The sequence below is a fragment of the Fervidobacterium gondwanense DSM 13020 genome (genome assembly GCF_900143265.1).
GTDB classification, from domain to species: Bacteria; Thermotogota; Thermotogae; order Thermotogales; family Fervidobacteriaceae; genus Fervidobacterium; species Fervidobacterium gondwanense.
On record NZ_FRDJ01000002.1, the window covers coordinates 99,745 to 119,984 of the forward strand.

Annotated in this window: 18 protein-coding genes, 2 tRNA genes and 1 riboswitch; of the genes, 11 read left to right on the top strand and 9 right to left on the bottom strand. The window is 38.9% G+C overall.

Features of this window, described 5'->3' with window-relative positions; all coding sequences use genetic code 11:
* Nucleotides 1-104 precede the first annotated feature (104 nt).
* Nucleotides 105-1,307, top strand: coding sequence for an acetyl-CoA C-acetyltransferase (locus BUA11_RS02625; protein WP_072758055.1), 1,203 nt, complete (start codon nucleotides 105-107; stop codon nucleotides 1,305-1,307).
* Nucleotides 1,308-1,333: 26 nt separating this feature from the next.
* On the top strand, nucleotides 1,334-2,053 hold the full coding sequence (locus tag BUA11_RS02630; RefSeq protein WP_072758057.1) for a beta-ketoacyl-ACP reductase: 720 nt from the start codon (nucleotides 1,334-1,336) through the stop codon (nucleotides 2,051-2,053).
* A gap of 51 nt (nucleotides 2,054-2,104) precedes the next feature.
* Here the strand turns inward: BUA11_RS02630 and BUA11_RS02635 are convergent, their stop codons facing one another.
* Both BUA11_RS02635 and BUA11_RS02640 read right to left on the bottom strand, forming a co-directional pair.
* A complete protein-coding gene (locus BUA11_RS02635; protein WP_245789466.1) occupies nucleotides 2,105-2,827 on the bottom strand; it encodes a substrate-binding periplasmic protein in 723 nt (240 codons plus the stop codon).
* A gap of 149 nt (nucleotides 2,828-2,976) precedes the next feature.
* Complete coding sequence (locus BUA11_RS02640; protein WP_072758059.1) at nucleotides 2,977-3,951, bottom strand: thiamine ABC transporter substrate-binding protein; 975 nt, start codon at nucleotides 3,949-3,951, stop codon at nucleotides 2,977-2,979.
* Between the two features lie 110 nt (nucleotides 3,952-4,061).
* Nucleotides 4,062-4,172, bottom strand: a riboswitch (TPP riboswitch).
* Nucleotides 4,173-4,328: 156 nt separating this feature from the next.
* On the opposite strand from BUA11_RS02640, the gene BUA11_RS02645 reads away from it, so the two are divergent.
* Both BUA11_RS02645 and BUA11_RS02650 read left to right on the top strand, forming a co-directional pair.
* Complete coding sequence (locus tag BUA11_RS02645; RefSeq protein WP_072758061.1) at nucleotides 4,329-6,935, top strand: hypothetical protein; 2,607 nt, start codon at nucleotides 4,329-4,331, stop codon at nucleotides 6,933-6,935.
* A 71-nt stretch (nucleotides 6,936-7,006) separates the two neighbouring features.
* Entirely contained in the window at nucleotides 7,007-8,197 is a 1,191-nt protein-coding gene (locus BUA11_RS02650) for an MFS transporter (RefSeq protein ID WP_072758063.1), read from the top strand.
* Here the strand turns inward: BUA11_RS02650 and BUA11_RS02655 are convergent.
* Both BUA11_RS02655 and BUA11_RS02660 read right to left on the bottom strand, forming a co-directional pair.
* Nucleotides 8,194-9,561, bottom strand: coding sequence for an MATE family efflux transporter (locus tag BUA11_RS02655; protein ID WP_072758066.1), 1,368 nt, complete (start codon nucleotides 9,559-9,561; stop codon nucleotides 8,194-8,196). The two genes, BUA11_RS02650 and BUA11_RS02655, sit on opposite strands and share 4 nt — an antisense overlap.
* A gap of 50 nt (nucleotides 9,562-9,611) precedes the next feature.
* Nucleotides 9,612-10,784 carry an MFS transporter gene (locus BUA11_RS02660; protein WP_072758068.1) on the bottom strand — a complete coding sequence of 391 codons (1,173 nt, stop codon included), beginning with the start codon at nucleotides 10,782-10,784 and terminating at the stop codon, nucleotides 9,612-9,614.
* 254 nt (nucleotides 10,785-11,038) lie between these two features.
* Here BUA11_RS02660 and BUA11_RS02665 point away from each other — a divergent pair, with 254 nt between their 5' ends.
* From BUA11_RS02665 to BUA11_RS02695, 7 genes are all read left to right on the top strand, one after another.
* Nucleotides 11,039-13,252, top strand: coding sequence for an ATP-dependent Clp protease ATP-binding subunit (locus BUA11_RS02665; RefSeq protein WP_072758070.1), 2,214 nt, complete (start codon nucleotides 11,039-11,041; stop codon nucleotides 13,250-13,252).
* A 208-nt stretch (nucleotides 13,253-13,460) separates the two neighbouring features.
* Nucleotides 13,461-13,537: transfer RNA gene (locus BUA11_RS02670), tRNA-Cys, on the top strand.
* Between the two features lie 7 nt (nucleotides 13,538-13,544).
* Nucleotides 13,545-13,620: transfer RNA gene (locus tag BUA11_RS02675), tRNA-Met, on the top strand.
* Between the two features lie 101 nt (nucleotides 13,621-13,721).
* Complete coding sequence (rpsF, locus tag BUA11_RS02680) at nucleotides 13,722-14,105, top strand: 30S ribosomal protein S6 (protein WP_072758072.1); 384 nt, start codon at nucleotides 13,722-13,724, stop codon at nucleotides 14,103-14,105.
* Between the two features lie 2 nt (nucleotides 14,106-14,107).
* Complete coding sequence (locus BUA11_RS02685) at nucleotides 14,108-14,521, top strand: single-stranded DNA-binding protein (RefSeq protein ID WP_084634325.1); 414 nt, start codon at nucleotides 14,108-14,110, stop codon at nucleotides 14,519-14,521.
* A 31-nt stretch (nucleotides 14,522-14,552) separates the two neighbouring features.
* The gene (rpsR, locus tag BUA11_RS02690; RefSeq protein WP_072758076.1) at nucleotides 14,553-14,783 is read left to right on the top strand and encodes a 30S ribosomal protein S18; all 231 of its coding nucleotides are present in this window, start codon (nucleotides 14,553-14,555) and stop codon (nucleotides 14,781-14,783) included.
* A gap of 47 nt (nucleotides 14,784-14,830) precedes the next feature.
* Complete coding sequence (locus BUA11_RS02695; RefSeq protein WP_072758078.1) at nucleotides 14,831-15,739, top strand: glycoside hydrolase family 191 protein; 909 nt, start codon at nucleotides 14,831-14,833, stop codon at nucleotides 15,737-15,739.
* Between the two features lie 4 nt (nucleotides 15,740-15,743).
* On the opposite strand, the gene era is transcribed toward BUA11_RS02695, so the two are convergent.
* Genes era through dnaB form a run of 5 tightly spaced genes read right to left on the bottom strand, consistent with a single transcriptional unit; the run spans nucleotide 15,744 to nucleotide 20,223 of the window.
* The gene (gene era, locus BUA11_RS02700; RefSeq protein ID WP_072758080.1) at nucleotides 15,744-16,640 is read right to left on the bottom strand and encodes a GTPase Era; all 897 of its coding nucleotides are present in this window, start codon (nucleotides 16,638-16,640) and stop codon (nucleotides 15,744-15,746) included.
* A 36-nt stretch (nucleotides 16,641-16,676) separates the two neighbouring features.
* A complete protein-coding gene (locus BUA11_RS02705) occupies nucleotides 16,677-17,651 on the bottom strand; it encodes a DNA polymerase III subunit delta (RefSeq protein WP_072758081.1) in 975 nt (324 codons plus the stop codon).
* A 9-nt stretch (nucleotides 17,652-17,660) separates the two neighbouring features.
* A complete protein-coding gene (locus BUA11_RS02710; RefSeq protein WP_084634326.1) occupies nucleotides 17,661-18,368 on the bottom strand; it encodes an ABC transporter ATP-binding protein in 708 nt (235 codons plus the stop codon).
* Nucleotides 18,368-18,862, bottom strand: a complete 495-nt coding sequence (gene coaD, locus BUA11_RS02715; protein ID WP_072758083.1) for a pantetheine-phosphate adenylyltransferase — start codon at nucleotides 18,860-18,862, stop codon at nucleotides 18,368-18,370. Before coaD ends, BUA11_RS02710 begins: the two co-directional genes overlap by 1 nt.
* Nucleotides 18,863-18,876: 14 nt before the next feature.
* Entirely contained in the window at nucleotides 18,877-20,223 is a 1,347-nt protein-coding gene (gene dnaB / locus BUA11_RS02720; RefSeq protein ID WP_072758085.1) for a replicative DNA helicase, read from the bottom strand.
* Nucleotides 20,224-20,240 lie beyond the last annotated feature (17 nt).

Consider the following 20,240-nt stretch of genomic DNA (forward strand, 5'->3'; position numbering starts at 1 on the left):
AGTAGAATCTTGAAAATGGTTTAATAAAACTGATAATATAAATGGTGATTCATCTTTTTTATTATTCAGTTTCTCATTAATTGGAGAAGGTGGAGGTGGTTTTGATGGTATATATACTCGGGGCAAAGAGAACGGCTATAGGCACATTCGCGGGTTCTTTGAAAGATATTCCGGCACCACAACTCGGAGCAATTGCAGCAAAAGCAGCCATTGCGCAATCCGGTGTTTCTGTAGAAGATTTTGACGAAACGATCGTTGGATGTATACTTACCGCAGGTCAGGGGATGGGACCGGGCAGGCAGGTTGGTATATACGCAGGTATTTCCGTTGAGAAACCTGGTTATACAGTCAATATGCTCTGCGGTAGTGGAATGAAGGCAGTCATGATCGGTGCTACCGATATCGAGCTTGGAGAGGCAGATGTAGTGCTTGCAGGTGGTATAGAGAGCATGTCTCAAGCACCATTTTTGCTTTCTTATCGCGCACGTTTTGGTTTGAAGTTTGGAAATCAGGAAATTCAAGACCACATGATACTCGACGGATTAACCGATGTATTCAATAAAGTGCACATGGGGATGACCGCTGAGAAACTTGTAGAAGAGTTTGACATATCTCGTCAAGAGCAGGATGAATTTGCGTACAACAGCCAGATGAAAGCAAAGGCAGCAATTGAGAACGGAAAATTTAAAGACGAAATCGTTCCTGTTGAAATACCAGACAAAAAGGGTGTCAAACTCTTCGACACGGACGAACATCCAAGATTTGACGTGACTCTGGAAAGTTTGGCAAAACTTAAACCAGCTTTTAAACCAGATGGAACTATAACTGCAGGTAATGCAAGTGGTATAAACGATGGAGGAAGTGCAATTGTCCTTGCAAGTGATAGGTATGTTGAAAAGAAAGGATTGAAACCTCTTGGAAGAATAGTTGCATGGGCACAAGCGGGTGTTGACCCAATGAGGATGGGGATAGGTCCAGTTCCTGCGACAGAAAAGGTTCTTAAGAAAGCCGGTATGTCGTTCCAAGATATCGAATTGATAGAGCTGAACGAAGCGTTTGCAGGTCAGAGCCTAGCCGTTATTAAAGGCTGGGAACGAGCATTTGGAGTTACGAAGGAATGGATACTGGAGCGCACAAACGTAAACGGTGGTGGCATTGCGCTTGGACATCCAATCGGTGCAAGTGGAAATAGGATAATCGTTACGCTCCTGTATGAAATGAAAAAGAGACATATAAAATACGGACTTGCGACGCTTTGCATCGGTGGTGGAATGGGTACTGCGGTTATCGTTGAGAATATTGAATGATTCTTATATAAAAGGGGGTAAACAACATGAGATTGGAAGGTAAAGTTTGCATAATCACAGGCGCAGGAAGCGGTATTGGAAGAACGGCGGCTGAACTCTTTGCAAAAGAAGGTGCTATCGTAATTGCATGTGATGTTGGAGAAGCATCTTACGAACATCCGAACATACATTTTTACAAACTTGATGTGACTGATAGAAACAGGATAGCAGAAGTTGTGAAGGATGTAATCGAAAAGTTCGGAAAAATAGACGTGCTTATTAATAATGCAGGTATCACACGCGATGCGCTCATTCAAAATATGACCGAAGAGGATTGGGATAGAGTAATAAATGTAAACCTGAAAGGCGTTTTCAATATGACTCAGGCAGTTGTCCCTTATATGCTCGAAGCTGGAAAAGGTAGTATAATTAATACATCGTCTGTGGTAGGTGTCTACGGAAACATTGGGCAAACGAATTACTCAGCGACAAAGGCTGGGGTTATAGGTATGACAAAAACCTGGGCGAAAGAATTTGCAAGAAAAGGCGCACAAATTAGAGTTAACGCAGTTGCTCCGGGCTTTATAAAAACCCCAATGACAGAGAAAGTGCCAGAAAAGATTTTAACGGCAATGGCTGAGAAAGCAGCATTAAAGAGGCTTGGAGAACCTATAGAAGTTGCTTATCTTTACCTGTTCTTGGCATCCGACGAATCAGCATTCATTACAGGTCAAGTCATAGGTGTCGATGGAGGACTTGTACTATAGTGTAGTTGATAATAATAAAATTGAAGCGCTCCTTTTAAGGAGCGCTTTCTTTCAATAATTTCCTACATAGGAAGCTATTATCTGCCTTATCTTATTTTCCTGAATTAACTTCTGAACCGCTTTATCAATTCGACTCTTGAGCTCTTTATTCAATGATATATAGCCTATCTTGGTCGTATAAATGAGTTGCTTTTGGACTGTAAGTCCGTACATTTTAGCAAGGTATAGTGCGTTGATGTAATCAAAAAATGCGCCATCGATTTTCTTTATCAAGAGATGTGTTATTATCTCTTCGTTAGAAACGTAAGATATGTACTTAACTTTCCTCCCGCTTTGATTCCATTGCTGAACGATGGTTTCTCCTGTTGCCCCTTTTTTGACTCCAAAAGTAATGCTTTCCGGTCTTCCATCCCACTTTAGATCACTTCTTGTCACAATAGCTAAACCTGAATCCATATAGGGTGTTCCGAAATCGTAGAGTTTCTTTCTCTCATCTGTCATATGTATGCCGCCTACGACTACGTCCATCGATAATTTTGTTAAAATCTCAGGGGAAATTGCGGAAAAAGGTAATACGTACACTTCAAGCTGATAACCTATCTCTTGAGAAACCGCCTTCCATATATCACATTCTATGCCTTTGAATGTGTTCCCACTCCAAAATGCATATGGAGAACCTAACAGGAACCCAACTTTAAGATACTGAGAGAAGATAAACGATGTAGGCAATATAAGAACAAGAGATAATAGTAGCAGAAGAATTCTTCTTATCAAACCGAAGCACCTCACTTCTTGGAATTTGATAAAACTTGTCTCTCATCTACTCTTTTAGACTATGCGAAGCTTTGGATCGTTGAAAGCTATATAAATTATTAAAAAAAGTACAGGGAAGGAATCCCTGCCCTTCTCTTTTCGAATTAGAACTATCCTATAACAGCTTTCTCCCACTTCTTCAATATTTCATCCAATCGTTCGTTAATCTTTGGGTCTACTCTCAAAATCTTCTTTGTTTCAGGAACGTATTTAAATACTTCAGGTAGTTCGATGTTTATAACAGGAAGCATCCACTGGTTCAGAGGAACTTCTTTTTGAAATTCAGGTGTCAAAATAAATTCTATAAACGCTCTTGCAAGTGCCCTGTTTTTGGCATTCTTAATTATACCTGCGTATTCTTCAAGAACGTATGCGCCTTCTTCAAAGATTACAGGTACATACTTTATTGAGCCGTATTTATACATGCTGTAAGCTCCGTCTGTTGCAAAACTAACTATTATGTCAGCCTCACCTGTTTCAATCATCTTGAATGCTGCACTCCAACCACTTGTGAATGTAAGTACGTTCTTCTTGAGCTCTTTCCAGTACTCCATAGCTCCATCTTCACCAAAAGCCGCTATTGTCCACATGAGGAATGTCAATCCTGTACTTGAAGTTCTTGGGTCTATTAAAACGATTTTGCCTTTGTATTCCGATTTCAGCAAATCTTTGAATGATCTTGGAGGATTTTTTATCTTCTCCGCGTTGTAAAGCATAGCTATAGCGCCATAATCGTACACGGTCCCGTAGTCGTTTACAAAACCTTTGTACATCAAATTTTTAGAATTCGTTGCTCTGTATTTTTCCAAGATACCTTCGCTGATAGCCTTGTTCAGTTGCTGGAGGTTCAATCCTATGACTATGTCAGCTCTTGGCGAATTTTTCTCAGCTATTAGCCTTGCAAGCACATCGCCCATCGAACCAAAGCTGACAACTTTTACTTTGCAGTTGTACTGTTTTTCAAATTTTGGTATAACAACCTTTGCTATGCCCCCTGCAAAACTGTCGGATGTGTATATGACAAGTTCAGCAGAGAAAGATACCGCTGTGATGAGCACAAGAGTTAAAAAAAACAGCTTTTTCATAAAAATCCCTCCTTTTCACGATATTCATACGTTATGCGCATTTAAAAGAAAAAATCCCTCCAATTTTACGGAGGGAACATCGTTTTATTATTAATTTTTCCAGATTCACACTTATTGTGTGCCCTGGTCCCTCCGCCGGTATTAACCGGATCAGGTTCGAAGGGTCGGGAACTTGCGTTCCCCTCTCAGCCCCGCATTTAGGAGCTCCCCTCCAGGTATAGTATTTCACAATGAATTTTACAATAGCTGTTACTAACAGTCAAGTCGTTGAGTTTTCGGAAAGTTTAATCGTCGATTATTGCGCATAACTTTCATTGTGATAAAATTAACTTAAAGGTTATCTCTAAAACCACTTACTTCTAAGAAGGGGTGAAACTATGAGAAAGCACATTCTTATCTTGCTAAGTGTTTTTGTACTTACTATTTCGTTTGGTGGTGTCTTGCATTTTGAACATGCGGACATTGTTTTTCCGGAAGGTTATGAAGAAAACGCCAAACTTGTTGGGAAGATATTCGAAAACGTTCGGCAACAGGTTATCGATTTAATTGGAAACGACCCGGGTAGAGTTACTTTCATACTTCAAGATAAGGGAGCCATAAGTAACGGATATACAAATCCTTTACTTCACAAAACAATAGTTCTTTACCTCTGGCCACCGGAAAGTTGGTTCCAATTCTCATTGCCGCTCGAGGATTGGTATACATATCTTATCATTCACGAATTTACGCACATGGTGCATTTAACCTACCAAGATTTATTCTCAAAGATAATAAGTATCTTAACAGGCATTCCGTATTTGCCTCAAATGTATGGACCATTTGTCGAAGGCACAACGGTCTTTGCTGAAAGCTCTTTTTCGAAATCCTCAGGTAGACTGAATAATCCGTTCTATTCTGATGGTATGTATTATTATTCTATTCCAAATTTTCCGTCATTCACCTATAAAGAATTGATGCCTGTTGATGACTTCAGAGGAGGTTTGCTGTACTACAATTTCACAGCTGGCTTTTATAAATATCTTGTAGATACGTACGGTCTGGATAAGATGAAAAAATATCTTGAATTAACTTCTGCATTTTTACCTGACCCAGAGATTGGGAGCAAGTATAAAGATATCTTTGAAAAAGTCTTTGGAAAAACTTTTGACGAGCTTTATACTGATTGGATTAGAAGTGTAATGAAGATAAAATACCATGAAGGTGAGCTTATATACAAACTTCCAAATACTCAGATCTACAAAATCGACAAAACAGATAAAGGCATTCGAATACTAACTGATAAATTTGGTCCCTCAACTTCTTACATTGGTACCACTAATTCAGAATTGATAGAATTGGATCAAAGCGGAAAGGAAATTTCAAAACAAGTTCTTTTTGCAATGGATTTGAAAATTGATTCTGATACAAAGTATGGTCTTATCAAAAGCGAGACTATGGGAACATACGAGAATCAGGTTTGGGATTTGAGTGCAAACCGGATTATTGCTAAAGGAAACATATCGGCATTTGCGGTAGCAGATAAGAAGGTATACTTAGCAAATTATGACAATAGAACTATGAAGACCAGAATTGTAGGAGAGAACTTTGAATTAACAATAGACAAGTATGTTTCTTATATGGACGGTAGAGATACGAAATTGGCTCTTCTGCTGTCGGATTATTCGATTCTTATAGTAGATACCAAAACCAAAGAAACGTTTGAGATAACTGACGATGCAATGAAGGGCCCGTATGTAAGATTTTGGAAAGATGGCATTCTCTTTACAAGAGTTGATGGAAAATACGTGAATCCATATTATTATGACCTATCTAAGAAAAAACTTTATCAACTTGGAGAAAATTTGTTGGTTTATGATTTTTGCGTAGCAGATGATTTCATCTATTATGTAAGCTATATTCCCTACACGGTGAATACCGGTATGGGAATTTACAAAATCAAGTATAGTCAATCTGAAGCAGAATTGAAATCATATAAATACGATTTCAGTTTTACTGACGTGAAATTTGAGTACGGCTCTGAGCTCGCGTTTAGAATGAATAAATTCATGCAACCGCTTACTTGGATTCCGATGTACGAGTACAACGAAACTGACGACATTCATCGTGGGTATATGATATTTACTTTTGGAAACATAGAGAACGATACGTTTGTAGTCTTAACACCAATCTTTGACCTCAAAATAACAGATTCAAGCTTCAACCTTTCTTATTCACAGTACATCGGTGCTATCCAATCTAAGGATACTTACGAGCTTTTCGCCAGTTATTATTATCCAACAAACGACTACAACTTGACCGGTGCGTTTAGATTTGGGACTCTTAAACTAACGCCTAATACTAACATGTATGGTTACTTGACTTTCAGTTTTAGAAGTGAATATAGCAATATACTCGACGCTTACTTCAACCTATTTGCTACCTTTAATGTACCTGCTGTTTATTCAAAAAACATAGGCTTTGGGTTACTTGTTACATCGAATTTGTTTGGTTACCCTTATAAATCCCAAGCTTTCTTATTGCTCAGCAGTGAAACGTACGAAGAACTATTCTCGTATGAAAAGCTGTTGTCAAACTTGTACGCTTTCGGCTATTTTGGCATTGCTTTGAATTTAGACACAACATTTGAAAGCCAAGCTGCTGTAAGACTCGAGGATATTCAGACAGTTTCGTACGATGTTTCATTAGCATACACGTTGTTCAAAGACAGTTCATTTATATTCGGAAATCTTATTTACGTACGAAATAGCGGTATTACCCTCGGAATTTCCAATCCAGTAGCTTTATCAAATGAATCCATCTATGGACTTTACACTCATTTCTTTATTGAAACGTATGTCTCAGGTTTAAAGCTCTATCCTGTTGCAGGTATTTTTTCACCATTTACTGAAATCCTAAGCGAGGAGCCATTGTATCTGATTTATTTTGGACTCAATTCATCGCCACATGGTTTACCACTGTCGCCATGGGTGATACCAAGTAGATAACAGTCTAGTAATATGGAGAATGTTTTGTTATAGTTTGTAAGAAAACTACATTTTAGGGGGCTAACATTGTTATGGGAAGGTTTTTTCATAAATATCACTTGCTATCGTTTTCTGTTTCAATTCAAGCGTATCTTTTCAGTACTTTTATAAATTCAACCGCAGCAAAACTGAATTTTACATTTACTCAAATTGGACTTATCAATCTTGTTGCATCCTTTGTCTACGCTTTAGCGAGTATTACGATAGGTCATAGCGGATACAAGTATGGTTATAAGAAAACCATGTCATTGCTTTTCGCGTACCTCCTGTTTGTTTCATTCTATGGACTTGCGGTTCGAACACCATATGCATTAACGCTCTTTGCAATATTACAAGGAGCGTTCTTCGGTTCATTTTTCCCTCAAGTTGAAGGGCTTATTGCAAAGTCAGAAAGTACTCTCGGAATAGATCCACCATCAATTACCGGCAGGTTCACGTTATCATGGAGCACGGGAAATATAATTGGAGTGACGTTTGGTCCATACTTAACCGTTCGCTTGTCATACATTATATTCATGATAGGTCTTATCCTTTCATCATGTAGCGCTATTTTGATTACAAAGGACGGCAGGAAAAGCGGTGATGTTATTGTATTTAAGCCTGCACATAAGTTAACGGAACATACGTACAATTCTTCTATAGTTAACGATTCAAAGCTCATGAGAAAGCTCAGATTAGAATACAGGATAATCCTGTTCTTGGGCGGGCTTGTTTACACATCTGTGATGGCTGATTTTCCGAAACTGATTTTACTTGCAGGTTTAAATTTGGATAAAGCCGGATTTTTAATAGTGGGGGCCAACATAGGTGTTTTCCTGACGTTTGTTCTTCTTCAATCCTGGAAAGGTTGGGTAGGCAACGAGAAAATCTGTGCTTTGCTTCTTAGTGTCGTCCCGGCAACTGGTATCTTGGCAATTTTTGCAAAATCACCTTTGCCGTTTTTTATAACAGCGCTTTTTGCAGGTTTCAGTTATGCTGTTCCCTATACTTTTGCGATATTCTACGGTCTGCTTTCTGAGACCGAAGCACACGGCAAGCAGGGAGCATTGCATGAGATGGTCATAGGTATGCTCTTTGGGGTTGGTCCATTCTTGGGAGGGTTGTTACTTGATAGATTCAATGGAAATACAGGATTGGTTGTTTATGCATTAGCTATATCACTTGCTATTTATTCCATACAGCTATTCTTCAACAAGTTCTATGTACTAAAATCACAGAACTAAATCACTCGTTTTTTTGTCCAGTTAGATTTTACAAACGCATAAAGCATCACACTTGCTTCTGCAAATTCAGAAACAGGAAACGCAAGCCACAATCCGTTTATACCTAATTTGAAAGTCAAAATACTCAAAAGAACAAACGGGACCATAACACCCCATCGACTTATAATGCTTGAAATGAACGGAATAGAGGTCTTTCCGGATCCAAAGAACGCACTTGAAATACCAGCAGTAACCGAAATAAAGAACATTGCAGTCAAGACAAATTTGAGACTCTTAGCACCAATTTCGATAACTATTTGGTTTGTCGTGAATATTCTAAAAATGTCGTCTTTAAAACTCGCAATCAAGGTCAGGATAACCATGTTGATAATGACACTATACAAGGTTGCCATGAAGGCAACCTTTTTTGCCAACCTTTCATCGTTCTTTCCAAGCGCAAATCCAACTAATGTACTTGAACCTATTGAAAGACCGAATATCGGAATAACGGAAAAACCCATAACTCGTTCTATTATGCCGAAAACAGTGACGATTTCCGAACCAAATAGCGATGACAATTTTATGAGTACGGTATACGAAAGATTTCGAAGGAGCATCTCTATACCTGAAGGTAAACCAATGGTAATTAGTTTTCTATCTATTAGCCTGTCCAATTTCAGCAATCCTTTAAACGAGACCTTCACCCCATCTATACCTCTTGAAAGTAACGTTAATCCCCAAATCAGAGGAAAGAAAGAAGATAAAACTGTTGCCCAAGCAGCTCCCTCTATTCCCAAACCAAGACCGCGGACACCTATGTAAGGTATTTTTTCAAAAATGAATACCGGATCAAGGATAATATTTAAAAAAGCCCCAAGAGCCATTGTAGTCATTGCTAAAGTGGCTCGTCCAATGTTGCGCAGTGCGGTAAAGGTAGAGTAAGTCATGAAAAATATCGGCATAAAAAATATGCGGATGTAACCATATTTAATTGCAGATTCGACAACTTCTCTATCCTTTGAAAAGAACCACACAAGCGGTTTGAAAAATACAATTAAAATTGTCGAAGCAATTACCGCAACTAATGCCTTAAAAATAAGGGTTTGTTCTATTATTCTTGAAGTTAAGCGTTTGTCACCCGAACCATAAGATTGTGATATCAACGATACCGAAGATGTGCCTATTATCTCGTTAAGAATCTCAACGAGCCAAAAGATTGTAGAAAAGATAACAATGCCTGCAATCGCTTTGTATGATATCTTGCCTATCCAGAACATATCTACCAAGTCGTATAGCGATTGTATTGAAAACCCAATCATCGTCGGGACAGAAAGTTTAAATAGATTCTTGGAAATGTTTCGAAAATCACTTTCTAAATTTATCATTCTCACCCTCCACTCGTCTGTGTACCTTGTCTGTGCACATAGTGCACCAGTTAACTTTCCCTTATATGTTTGTACATTCTTATCATAACATAAGCGTTTACAAAATAAAAAACGGAGCTAACTGCAAAGATTAACGTGTAACCAGAATTAAAGCGCGTGAAATAAGCGAAGAGCTCTGCAGAAAAAGCTCGAGAGACGTTGTTGAAAAAGACGTTCATGCCGTTTATCGATGATAAATACACTACATCGATACTCGAGAAAACCGTAGCAGTTAACAAAGGACTGACCATGTTCATAACCGCAAAGCGGAGTATGTACACCGAAGTGAACGTGATAGGTTCTCTTACAAAACTCAGCATAACTATCAAGATAGGCACGACAACGTATGAGAAGATCAGTACATTCATATCGCCAAATTTCTTGCCAAGCTTGTGTGAAAACATCGCTCCTAAGCTCGTTGCCAACTGCGCACTTGCGAGGATAGAACCGATTATCGCAGGTTTCATGTGGAATATATCATAGAAGATAACGTTTCCAAAGCTAACGAACAATCCTGCACCGAAACCAACGCTTATAGTTGACAGGAAATAATAAACTACTATCTTTCTCATTCTGTAATCCATGTTTCTTACAATGGAGAAAAATCTTAAGATACCCTCATTTGATTCTCTCTTTACCATCAATTCAGAAGCTTTCATTTTGAGAATTGGATATATCGCTATGAGCCTTGATAGACTCGAAACTATCAGAACAGGTCTCAAGCCAAACAGGTCGCCAAACACACCACCAAAAACATTTCCAAGAACACCGGTGAACATCCCAATACCGAAATTCATTCCAAGGTGCTTTGAACGATTACGCGCGTCTGTTTTAAGTATCAGCAAAGTTGAGAGTATTACACTTGTTGCAGACGAAAAGCCACCGAAGAGCAATGACATAATCGCGAGTTGGTGGACAGAAGTAACGAGTATTCTATATGTTCCAAAAAATACACTGAGCAAATGAGTGAACACCATTAGTTGCTTCTTATCAAATCTATCTGCAAGCAAGCCAAATATCAATCCAAAAAAAGCGATTCCCCACAGTGAAAACGAAGTTATCCTACCAACAGCACTTGTGGAAAGTCCAGATGAGCGCAGTAAAAGATTGAATATTGTTCCATATATACCCTGGGCAAGTCCATCGATGAATGTAAAAAGTGTTACGAGATAGGGAATTGGCATCAATTAACCCTCCAATAAGGTGCTTGACCTGTTTCGAAAACTGTTAGCATGACGAAGTGTTTCAAGTATATTCTACCATCCGGCAGCAGACAATTCAACTTCAATATAAGAATCCACCATTGTTTTATTTGTGTATTCTTCGAGAAGAAATGTGCGGAGATTTAATTAGCACTCTTGACATATGAGTGCTAATCTGGTAAAATTGTCCCGGAATGGAAATAAGAAAAAGGATTAAGAAAGGGGTGGTCATGATGATGTTTAACACGGAAGACTTCACCGAAAACGCTCAGGAGATTTTGCAGTCCGTTTCCGATGTTTTAAACAGATACAGGCAAAATCAGATGGCGCCCGAGCACATATTGTTGACTATGTTAGAAAACACAAAAAATGCAGCTTATGATATTCTAAGCCATCTGAATGTAGATATTGATGCACTCCGCAGTGATGTCGAACGCGCTATTAGTTCAAAAGGCTCATACTACTATTCTTCAGGTGGAACAGGTCAGGTTTTCATAGCACCAGACACTACGAAGGTAATCAACGAAGCTAAACGTGAAGCGAAACGCATGGGTGACGAAAAGGTAGGTACGGATCACCTGTTGCTGGCGATGACGATTGTTCCAGAAACTACAACTTACAGGTTACTTACAAGATATGGCGTAACTCAAGACAAGCTTTACAGCGCCATCAAAGAGTTGAGGATGAAGAGAACGTATTCTGAAGAGGAAAATATAGACGTACTTGCAAAATTTACAGAAAACCTTACAGAGATGGCAAGGAACGGTCAATTGATGCCGGTTGTCGGTCGAGAGAACGAAGTTAATAGGATGATAGAGATTCTTGGCAGGAAGATCAAAAACAATCCAGTACTCATTGGTGATCCTGGTGTTGGGAAGACTGCGATTGTTGAAGGGCTCGCACAGAGAATTGTAAAGAATGAAGTTCCTGATTTCCTTAAGAACAAGACAGTCTTAAAACTTGACCTCGCAAGACTCGTTGCAGGAACGAAATTCAGGGGTGAGTTTGAAGAAAGGTTGAAGAAGCTGATAGATGTTCTCAAGAAACGAACAGATATAATACTGTTCATAGATGAGCTACATACTGTCGTTGGCGCAGGTGCTGCGGAAGGTGCACTTGACGCGGGAAATATTTTGAAGCCGGAATTGGCGAGAGGAACTCTAAGAGTTATTGGTGCTACAACCGTTGAGGAATACCGAAAACATGTAGAGAAAGACAAGGCCCTTGCAAGAAGGTTCCAAGTTATATTCGTACCAGAGCCAAGCGTTGAAGAGACAATTGAAATTTTGAAAGGATTGAAGCCGAAGTTTGAAGAATTCCACGGTGTTAAAATAACTGATAAGTCTATTGAGGCAGCTGCGAAGTTGTCTTCAAAGTACATTACTGATAGATTTCTGCCTGACAAGGCGGTTGACTTGGTTGATGAAGCTGCTGCAAGAGCGAAGATTGACGGTAAGGCAGAAATATTGGAAGAAGATATTGCAAGGATTGTGGAACGTTGGACAGGCATACCTGTTGGCAAGCTAATGGGTGATGAAAAGGAGAAGATTAAAAACTTAGAAAAGTTTATACACGAGAAATTTGTTGACCAGAAAGAAGCAGTTAGGCTTGTTTCTAACGCAATTAAGATGGCAAGAGCAGGTATAAGGAATCCTAAGCGTCCACTTGGCGTGTTCCTCTTCTTAGGTCCGACTGGTGTTGGGAAAACTGAACTTGCAAAGCGATTGGCTGATGTAATCTTCGGAAGTGAAAAGGCACTCATAAGGATAGATATGAGCGAGTACATGGAGAAGCATTCAGTTGCAAGGTTGATAGGTGCGCCTCCGGGATACGTTGGTTACGAAGAAGGTGGGCAACTTACCGAACAGGTTAGGAGAAGACCGTACAGCGTTGTACTATTCGATGAAATAGAAAAGGCTCATCATGAAGTTTTCAACGTCTTATTGCAACTTTTCGATGATGGAAGGCTTACAGATGGAAAGGGTACAACTGTGGACTTTAGAAACACGATAATAATCATGACGAGCAACATCGGTTCAGACGTAATTATCCAGGATATCGAAGATGGCTTGGAAGATGCTATTCCAAGGCATATGGAAGAAGAGATGCGCAGGTACTTCAGACCCGAACTCATCAACAGAATAGACGCAGCGGTTGTATTTAAACCTTTGAAGAAGGAACATATAAAACAAATAATCTCCATCTACTTGAAGGAACTAAACGAAAGACTTGCTGATAGAAAGATTACAGTTGAACTTGATCAAAACGTAATGGAATATTTAGCAACAGAAGGATACGTTCCTACGATGGGTGCAAGACCATTGAGAAGGTTGTTTGAAAACACTATAGAATTCAAATTAGCAGAACTTATCATAGATGAAAAGGTCAAAGAAGGAAACAAGGTGCTCTTCTCGATGAAAGATGAAGGGTTAAGCTGGGAAATACTCTAAAGCAGAATACATGTATCAGTTTTGGCATCTGCAAGTACTCTTGCAGATCCCGTGATTTCTTAATAGTATTCGTAGTTCCATTCATAGTTAGTGTTGGCGAAGTGTTTCAAAAAAAGACAAGATAGGCACTCTTGGATTTTGCCAGTTGAATTTTGCTTGAAGCTGTTGACAGAACAACGGTTATATGATAGAATGTATCTCGCAACGGGGCGACGTAGCCAAGGGGTCTAAGGCGGAGGTCTGCAAAATCTCTATTCGAGGGTTCAAATCCCTCCGTCGCCTCCAAGAGAGTGGGCTCGTAGCTCAGTTGGTAGAGCATCCGGCTCATAACCGGACGGTCGGGGGTTCGATCCCTCCCGAGCCCACCAGAAAGATACCGCGGGCGTTATGCCCGTATTTGTTTTATGCTCAATAATCCCGCTCTGCTAAAAGAAGGCAGGGCCGCATAGACCGAGGGAGGAGGTGCTTTATGAGGATTTACGAAACGATGTTCATCATCAAACCAGATTTGTCAGAGGAAGAAAGAAACAGCTTGGTTGAGAACGTGAAGAAGTTTTTGGAAGAGAGAGTAGGAGCACATGTGGAAAACGTAGACAGGTGGGGTATAAGGAAACTTGCCTACAGAATCGGCAAATACTCAGAAGGAGATTACACAGTTCTCTACTTCAGGTCAACAGGTCAAGGTCTTGAACAGTTCGAAAACTATTTCAGAGTTCACCCAGAGTTCATTAGATGGCAGACATTTAGAAGAGAAGACCTTGAAAAGAAAGAAAGAAGAGCAGCAAGAGCAAAAAAGACAGAAGAAGTTTCATCGGAATCCCAGGAGGGAACAACAGAAGAGAAGGGTGAATAATTATGTCTTACAATAAGGTTGTTCTTGTTGGAAGGCTAACAAGAGATCCTGAAACAAGACAAACACTCGATGGAAATCTTATAACAACGTTCACGCTTGCTGTTAATAGAGGTAACAACGGTGATGATGTGGATTTCATTCGTATCGTTGCATTTAGAAAACTCGCTGAGCTTGCACACAATTATCTTCAGAAAGGGCGCATGGTCCTCGTCGATGGTAAGCTCAGGATAAATAAATGGAAGACAAACGATGGACAACCGCGTTCAACTGTCGAAATATGGGCAGACAATATAGTTTTTGTTGATTCTAAGAAAGGCGATAGAGAAATACCTGATGAGATTCCGTACGAAGAAGTCTTTGGTCAAGATGTTGAAACAGATGAAGACATACCAAATGATGATGAACCACCGTTTTGATGTTTTAAACATATAAAAAGGAGGGAATAATATGCCAAAAGTAAGGCAGAGAAGAAGAAAAGTTAAAGCATGCAAAATGTGCGAAATGAAAGTAGAATACGTTGATTATAAAGATATAAGAGTACTCAAGGACTTCCTCAATGAAAAGGGTAAGATCCTTCCAAGAAGATTAACAGGTAACTGTGCAAAGCACCAAAGAATGGTCAAGGATGCAATAAAGAGAGCAAGACAGATGGCATTGATCCCTTACATAAAGTACTAAGAATAAAAGCCGCCTAAACGGCGGCTTTTCTTTTGGGAGGATTCATTGTGGACAGTTCTTTTGCGTTTAAGCTGTCGATTCTGATAACATTAGTAATTTCTGTTTTGTTAATTACCATAAACCTATATGCTGTGGAAATAAAACAAGGTTGGATACTTTTCACCAATGGACCTGATATTAATTCGATAATCAATTATCCAGCCAAAATTGTAGTTATCGATTACTCAGCAGATGGTACAGACAAGAAGGCATTCAGTAGTGCTGAGATTAATTTGCTTAAGTCTACAGGAAAAAAGGTTTTTTCATACATAAATTTTGCGATTGCAGAAGACTGGAGATTCTATTGGAACAAACTTCCAAAGAGTATCATCTTAGGTAATCTCGAAGGTTGGACCGGTGAATACTACGTAAAATATTGGTACGCAGAATGGTATTCGATAATAAAAGAATATATGACAAAAATCTCTAACGCTAACTTCGATGGAGTAGTGCTTGATTGGATAAATGTTTATACGCACGAAAATCTTCAAAAGCTAAGTGGTAAGACACAAGAAAATCTTAAACTTGCGATAGTGGAAAATATTAGGAAAATTGTCTCAGAATTTCCGAAAATGGAGTATGTATTAATCAACGGTGAAGATATCTTAATTGAGTTTCCTGATTTGAAAAAGAGTATCAAGTATGTTTTAGTGGAGAGTCTGTTTTTCACAAATACCAAATTAAAACTCAGTACAAAATATTATACCGAGCGATTAAGTAAGCTCTTAAAGCTTAGAAACGATGGAGTCGAAATTCTTTCAGTTGAGTATATAGATAACGGGAATCCTTTAGATAAGACTAACTCTGAAAGGATAAAAACTTATGTCGAATTAGCAACAAAATACGGCTTTATTTATTACGTAGCACGCACGGATATGAAGTTGAATATTCTAAATATTCCAAGAGTTATCAACTGATTTTTTATTCAAGGTCGTCTCTCATTCCTATTTCATTGAGTATTATAAAATCTTTGTTCCGCCAGTCCTTCTTAACTTTGACATGGAGATCCAAATATACCTTCGATTCGACGAAATACTCAATGTCTTTTCTCGCACTTTCACCTATCTTTTTTATCATCTGACCTTTTTGGCCTATGATAATTCCTTTTTGGCTATCTCTCTCAACATATATATTAGCTCTTATGTAAACAATGCCGTTGTCACGCTGTTTTACTTCTTCAACTATAACAGCGACGGAATGTGGCACCTCTTCGTATGTGAAGTGGAATATCTTCTCGCGTATGAGTTCCGCAGCTATGAATGAAAGCGGTCTATCAACGAGAATGTCATCAGGATAGAACTGTGGTCCTTCCGGGATATTATCCTTAATAACTTTAAGTAAATCGTCTAATCCTGAACCTGTTAAAGCGGACGTACGTACTACTGTAATCAAATCGTTTACAGATTTCCTAATTTTGTTTTCAATTTCAACGATTGTATCCTCTTTCACCAAGTCTATTTTGTTTATAATACCTATTGTAGGTGTCCCGGATTGGTTGATGTAATCCGATATAAATTCTTCTGGCGTCTCAAAACCTTCCTTTGCATCTATCGTAAACAACAGTATATCAACGTTTTTCAAAGCCTGAACAGCTGCTTTGACCATGTATTCTCCAAGTCTGTGTAATGGTTTGTGTATTCCAGGAGTATCTACAAATATAATCTGCGCTTCGTTGTCTGTGTATATTACGTTTATCCTATTTCGAGTTGTCTGTGGCTTCTCAGAGACGATGACTACTTTCTTTTTCATGATTGCGTTAATGATTGATGATTTTCCAACATTAGGTTTTCCCACAAATGAAGCAAATCCACTTCTCATATTCCACACCTCTTGTTATCTTATCATTGTCTTCAGCTATTCTGATTGTTCGCTCTTTTCTTGCTTTAATTCAGATATTAATTCGCTCAGCAAAACCTTAATATCATCGCCGAGCTTAACTCTTCTGTCAAGTAAATAAATACGGTTTATGAGGTTTGATAAAGACTTAGGTGTATAGTACAAAACGTGATTGAATGGTGGGTTTTTAGAATTCTTAAATCTAAATCCAAGGAATCTTGCAACTTTTGGCGATGCAATTTCTGTTTCTTTTGCTAATTTACTTATCTCGGACCATGAATATTCACCTTGTTTTCTATGTAAATTGGCGATTATGTTGAACAGATCTATAAAGTGTTTTGAGAGTGCGTAAGAGATTACGACTGCATCGTACTCGGAAACGATGTCATTCAAAAGCTCTAAGGCTTTTGAGTATTTTCTCTCACTGATGGCAAATAAAAACTCATCTAATCTACTTATTGTACGCTTGTAGACAATCTCATCAACATCTTCGATAGAGACTTCGTCATTAGAGTAGGTCTTTAATTTTTCAAGTTCTGTTAGTATTCCAAACTCGTCACTACCAACAAGATTGTATATTTCTTGGGCGACTTCTTTATTGCAAATTATGTTCAATTCCTTGGCTGTTTGTAGTATTAACTCGATCCACTTTTCTTCTTCCCAGTCCTTTGGTTTTTCAAGAACAACAACTTGCCCGCCCTCTATGTCTTTAGAAACTTTTTGAGTTCTTACAAAAACTGTTACTTGCTCATTTGAAAATGAGATATTCATGAACTCGTTCTTTTCACTTTTCGACCACTCATCGAAATCAACAAGGTCATATACCTTCGAATTAGAGAATAAACCAACACTTTGGGATGCATATTTCAGTTCCGATATTTTATCTGTGTCATCTGCATATATTCTTCTGTAGTGTATATCCTTTCCAGATATGTAATTTTTTACGTAAAATTCCTTTTTGAGCTCAGAATCGCCAGTAAGATATATAACCATAAGATGTTATCATTTGTCCTCCCTGTTGTTTATTACTTCGACTATTTTTCCACTTTCCATTCTGAATATTCTATGGGCAATCTGTGCAACGGTATGGTCATGCGTGACTATGACGAAGATAGTCCCAAATTCTCTGTTAAGGTCTATAATCAGTTGTTTTATCTGTTCCCCATTCTTCGCGTCAAGAGCTCCGGTAGGTTCATCTGCCCATATTATCTTTGGGTTTGTCGATAGAGCTCTTGCAACGGCAACCCTTTGTTGCTCACCGCCTGAAAGTTGTGAAGGATAGGCATCTTTTCTGTGTATGATTCCCATTTTGTTTAATAATTCTAATGCACGATCTCTTGCTTGTGTTATGGGGGTTTTATTTAGTAACATTGGCAGTTCGACATTTTCGACAGCTGTTAGTACGGGTATCAAGTTGAAGAACTGGAATATAAATCCCATATACTTTGCCCTGAATTTTGCCTTTTCTTCTTCGCTCATTTTTGTTATTTCTTTCTCTTCAATAATTATCCTTCCAGTTGTTGGAATATCTAAACCTGCAAGCAAGTTGAGCAGTGTTGTTTTACCAGATCCAGAAGGTCCCAATATTGCAACGATTTCCCTGTCATAGATTTCCAAATTCACACTGTCGAGTGCAACGACCTTAGAATTACCACTTCCATAAACCTTTGATAGGTTTTCAGCTAATATCACAGGATTTTTTGATTCCATCATTTCACCTCAGTTTGAATTTTGAATTTCTCTCGAAGTTTCTTTTCAACAATTTCTGGTACCCACTGAGAGATTGTGCCTCCGAACGACGCAACTTCTTTGACAAGACTTGAGGAAAGAAACGAAAAATTCTTATCGGTCATAAGGAATACGGTTTCCACACCGTCGCAAATTTCTTTGTTTGCAAGCGCCATTTGCAATTCATATTCAAAATCTGTAACTGCCCTGAGACCCCTTATTACTACATTGATCTTCTTCGCTGAAGTGTATTCCACAAGCAGACCAGAAAATGTTTCAACATGTACATTTGGTATGTTTTTCAAGCATTCTTGAACCATTTCTATCCTCTCATCAACGCTGAATGTGTAATTCTTCTTTTTGTTTTCCATTATAACCACATAAAGCTCGTCGAATAGCAACGCTGCCCGCTTTGCAATATCTATATGACCGTAAGTTATTGGGTCAAATGACCCGGGATACACAGCTTTTACCATATCGTACACCCCTTCTATTGCTCAGAGTGGAAAACATCTGGCTCGAAGAAATTTGTAGAGGATGGATTGAACATCAACGTTACTGTCCCTATTGGACCGTTTCTTTGCTTTCCAATGATTATCTCAGTTTCATGTGGCAAATCTACGTGCTGTTTTTTGTAGTACTCATCTCTGTACAGGAATATAACTACGTCGGCATCTTGTTCGATTGCCCCTGATTCTCTCAAATCGCTAAGACGTGGGCGTTTGTCTTCCCTTTGCTCAACTGCACGTGATAATTGCGAAAGTGCTATGATTGATACATCAAGCTCTCTTGCAAGCAGTTTTAAAGATCTAGAAATTTCTGAGATTTCTTGTTGTCTGCTGTCTCTCCTTCCATCTCCTATATCCATAAGTTGCAGGTAATCAATAAATATCGCATCTATGTTATACTCCTTTTTCATTCTTCGCGCTTTAGCCCTCAAAACTCTCGGTTCGAGGTTAGACTCATCATCGACTATGATGTTTGCTTTCATTATTCTTGAAGCTCCTTGTACAAGCCTCTTCCATTCATCATCGCTCAACCATCCGCGCCTAACTTTCTGTAAGTCCACGAGAGATTCCATACAAAGGAGCCTTTGTATAAGTTGTTCTTTGCTCATTTCGAGACTGAAGATACCCACAGAAGCTTCTCCAATCATTGCCATGTTCTTAGCAAGGTTTAGCGCAAAAGCTGTTTTACCAACACTTGGCCTCGCTGCGATGATAATCAAATCAGACTTGTGGAACCCAGAGGTCATTTCGTCCAACTTTTTGAAACCTGTTGGAATTCCCGTAACTAATCCTGTCATTCCTTTTAAATGTTTGTTTCTCAGATCTTCGAGATGTTCAAAAACCTCGGTAAGTGCGCTTCTTATATCAATGTATGTCTTTGTTGCTCTTGATTCAGCGATTCTAAACACAAGTCTTTCTGCCTCATCCAAAACCTCTTCTACGTCAAGCGCTTCGTTGTATGCTTTTTCGACAATCATGCTACCTGCTGTGATAAGCTCTCTAAGAACTGCTTTATCACGAATGATCTGTGCATACATCTCAGAGTGTGCGGCAGTTGGCACGTTATCAGCAAGCTGAGCAACGTAAAGTTCACCGCCTATTTTTTCAAGCAGCCCCTTTGATTTTAGCCTGTCGCAGACAGATATTATATCTATAGGTTGGCCATCATCATGAAGCTCTTCTATGGCGCTGAAGATAGCTTTGTGTTTTTGGTCGTAAAAATCTGCTGAGCTTACAATTGAAACAATGTTATCCAATCTCTCTGGCTCAATTAATATGCTTCCAATTAGGGCTTGTTCTGCTTCTATGCTGGCAGGTATATTCTTCACTTATGCTACCTCCTCAA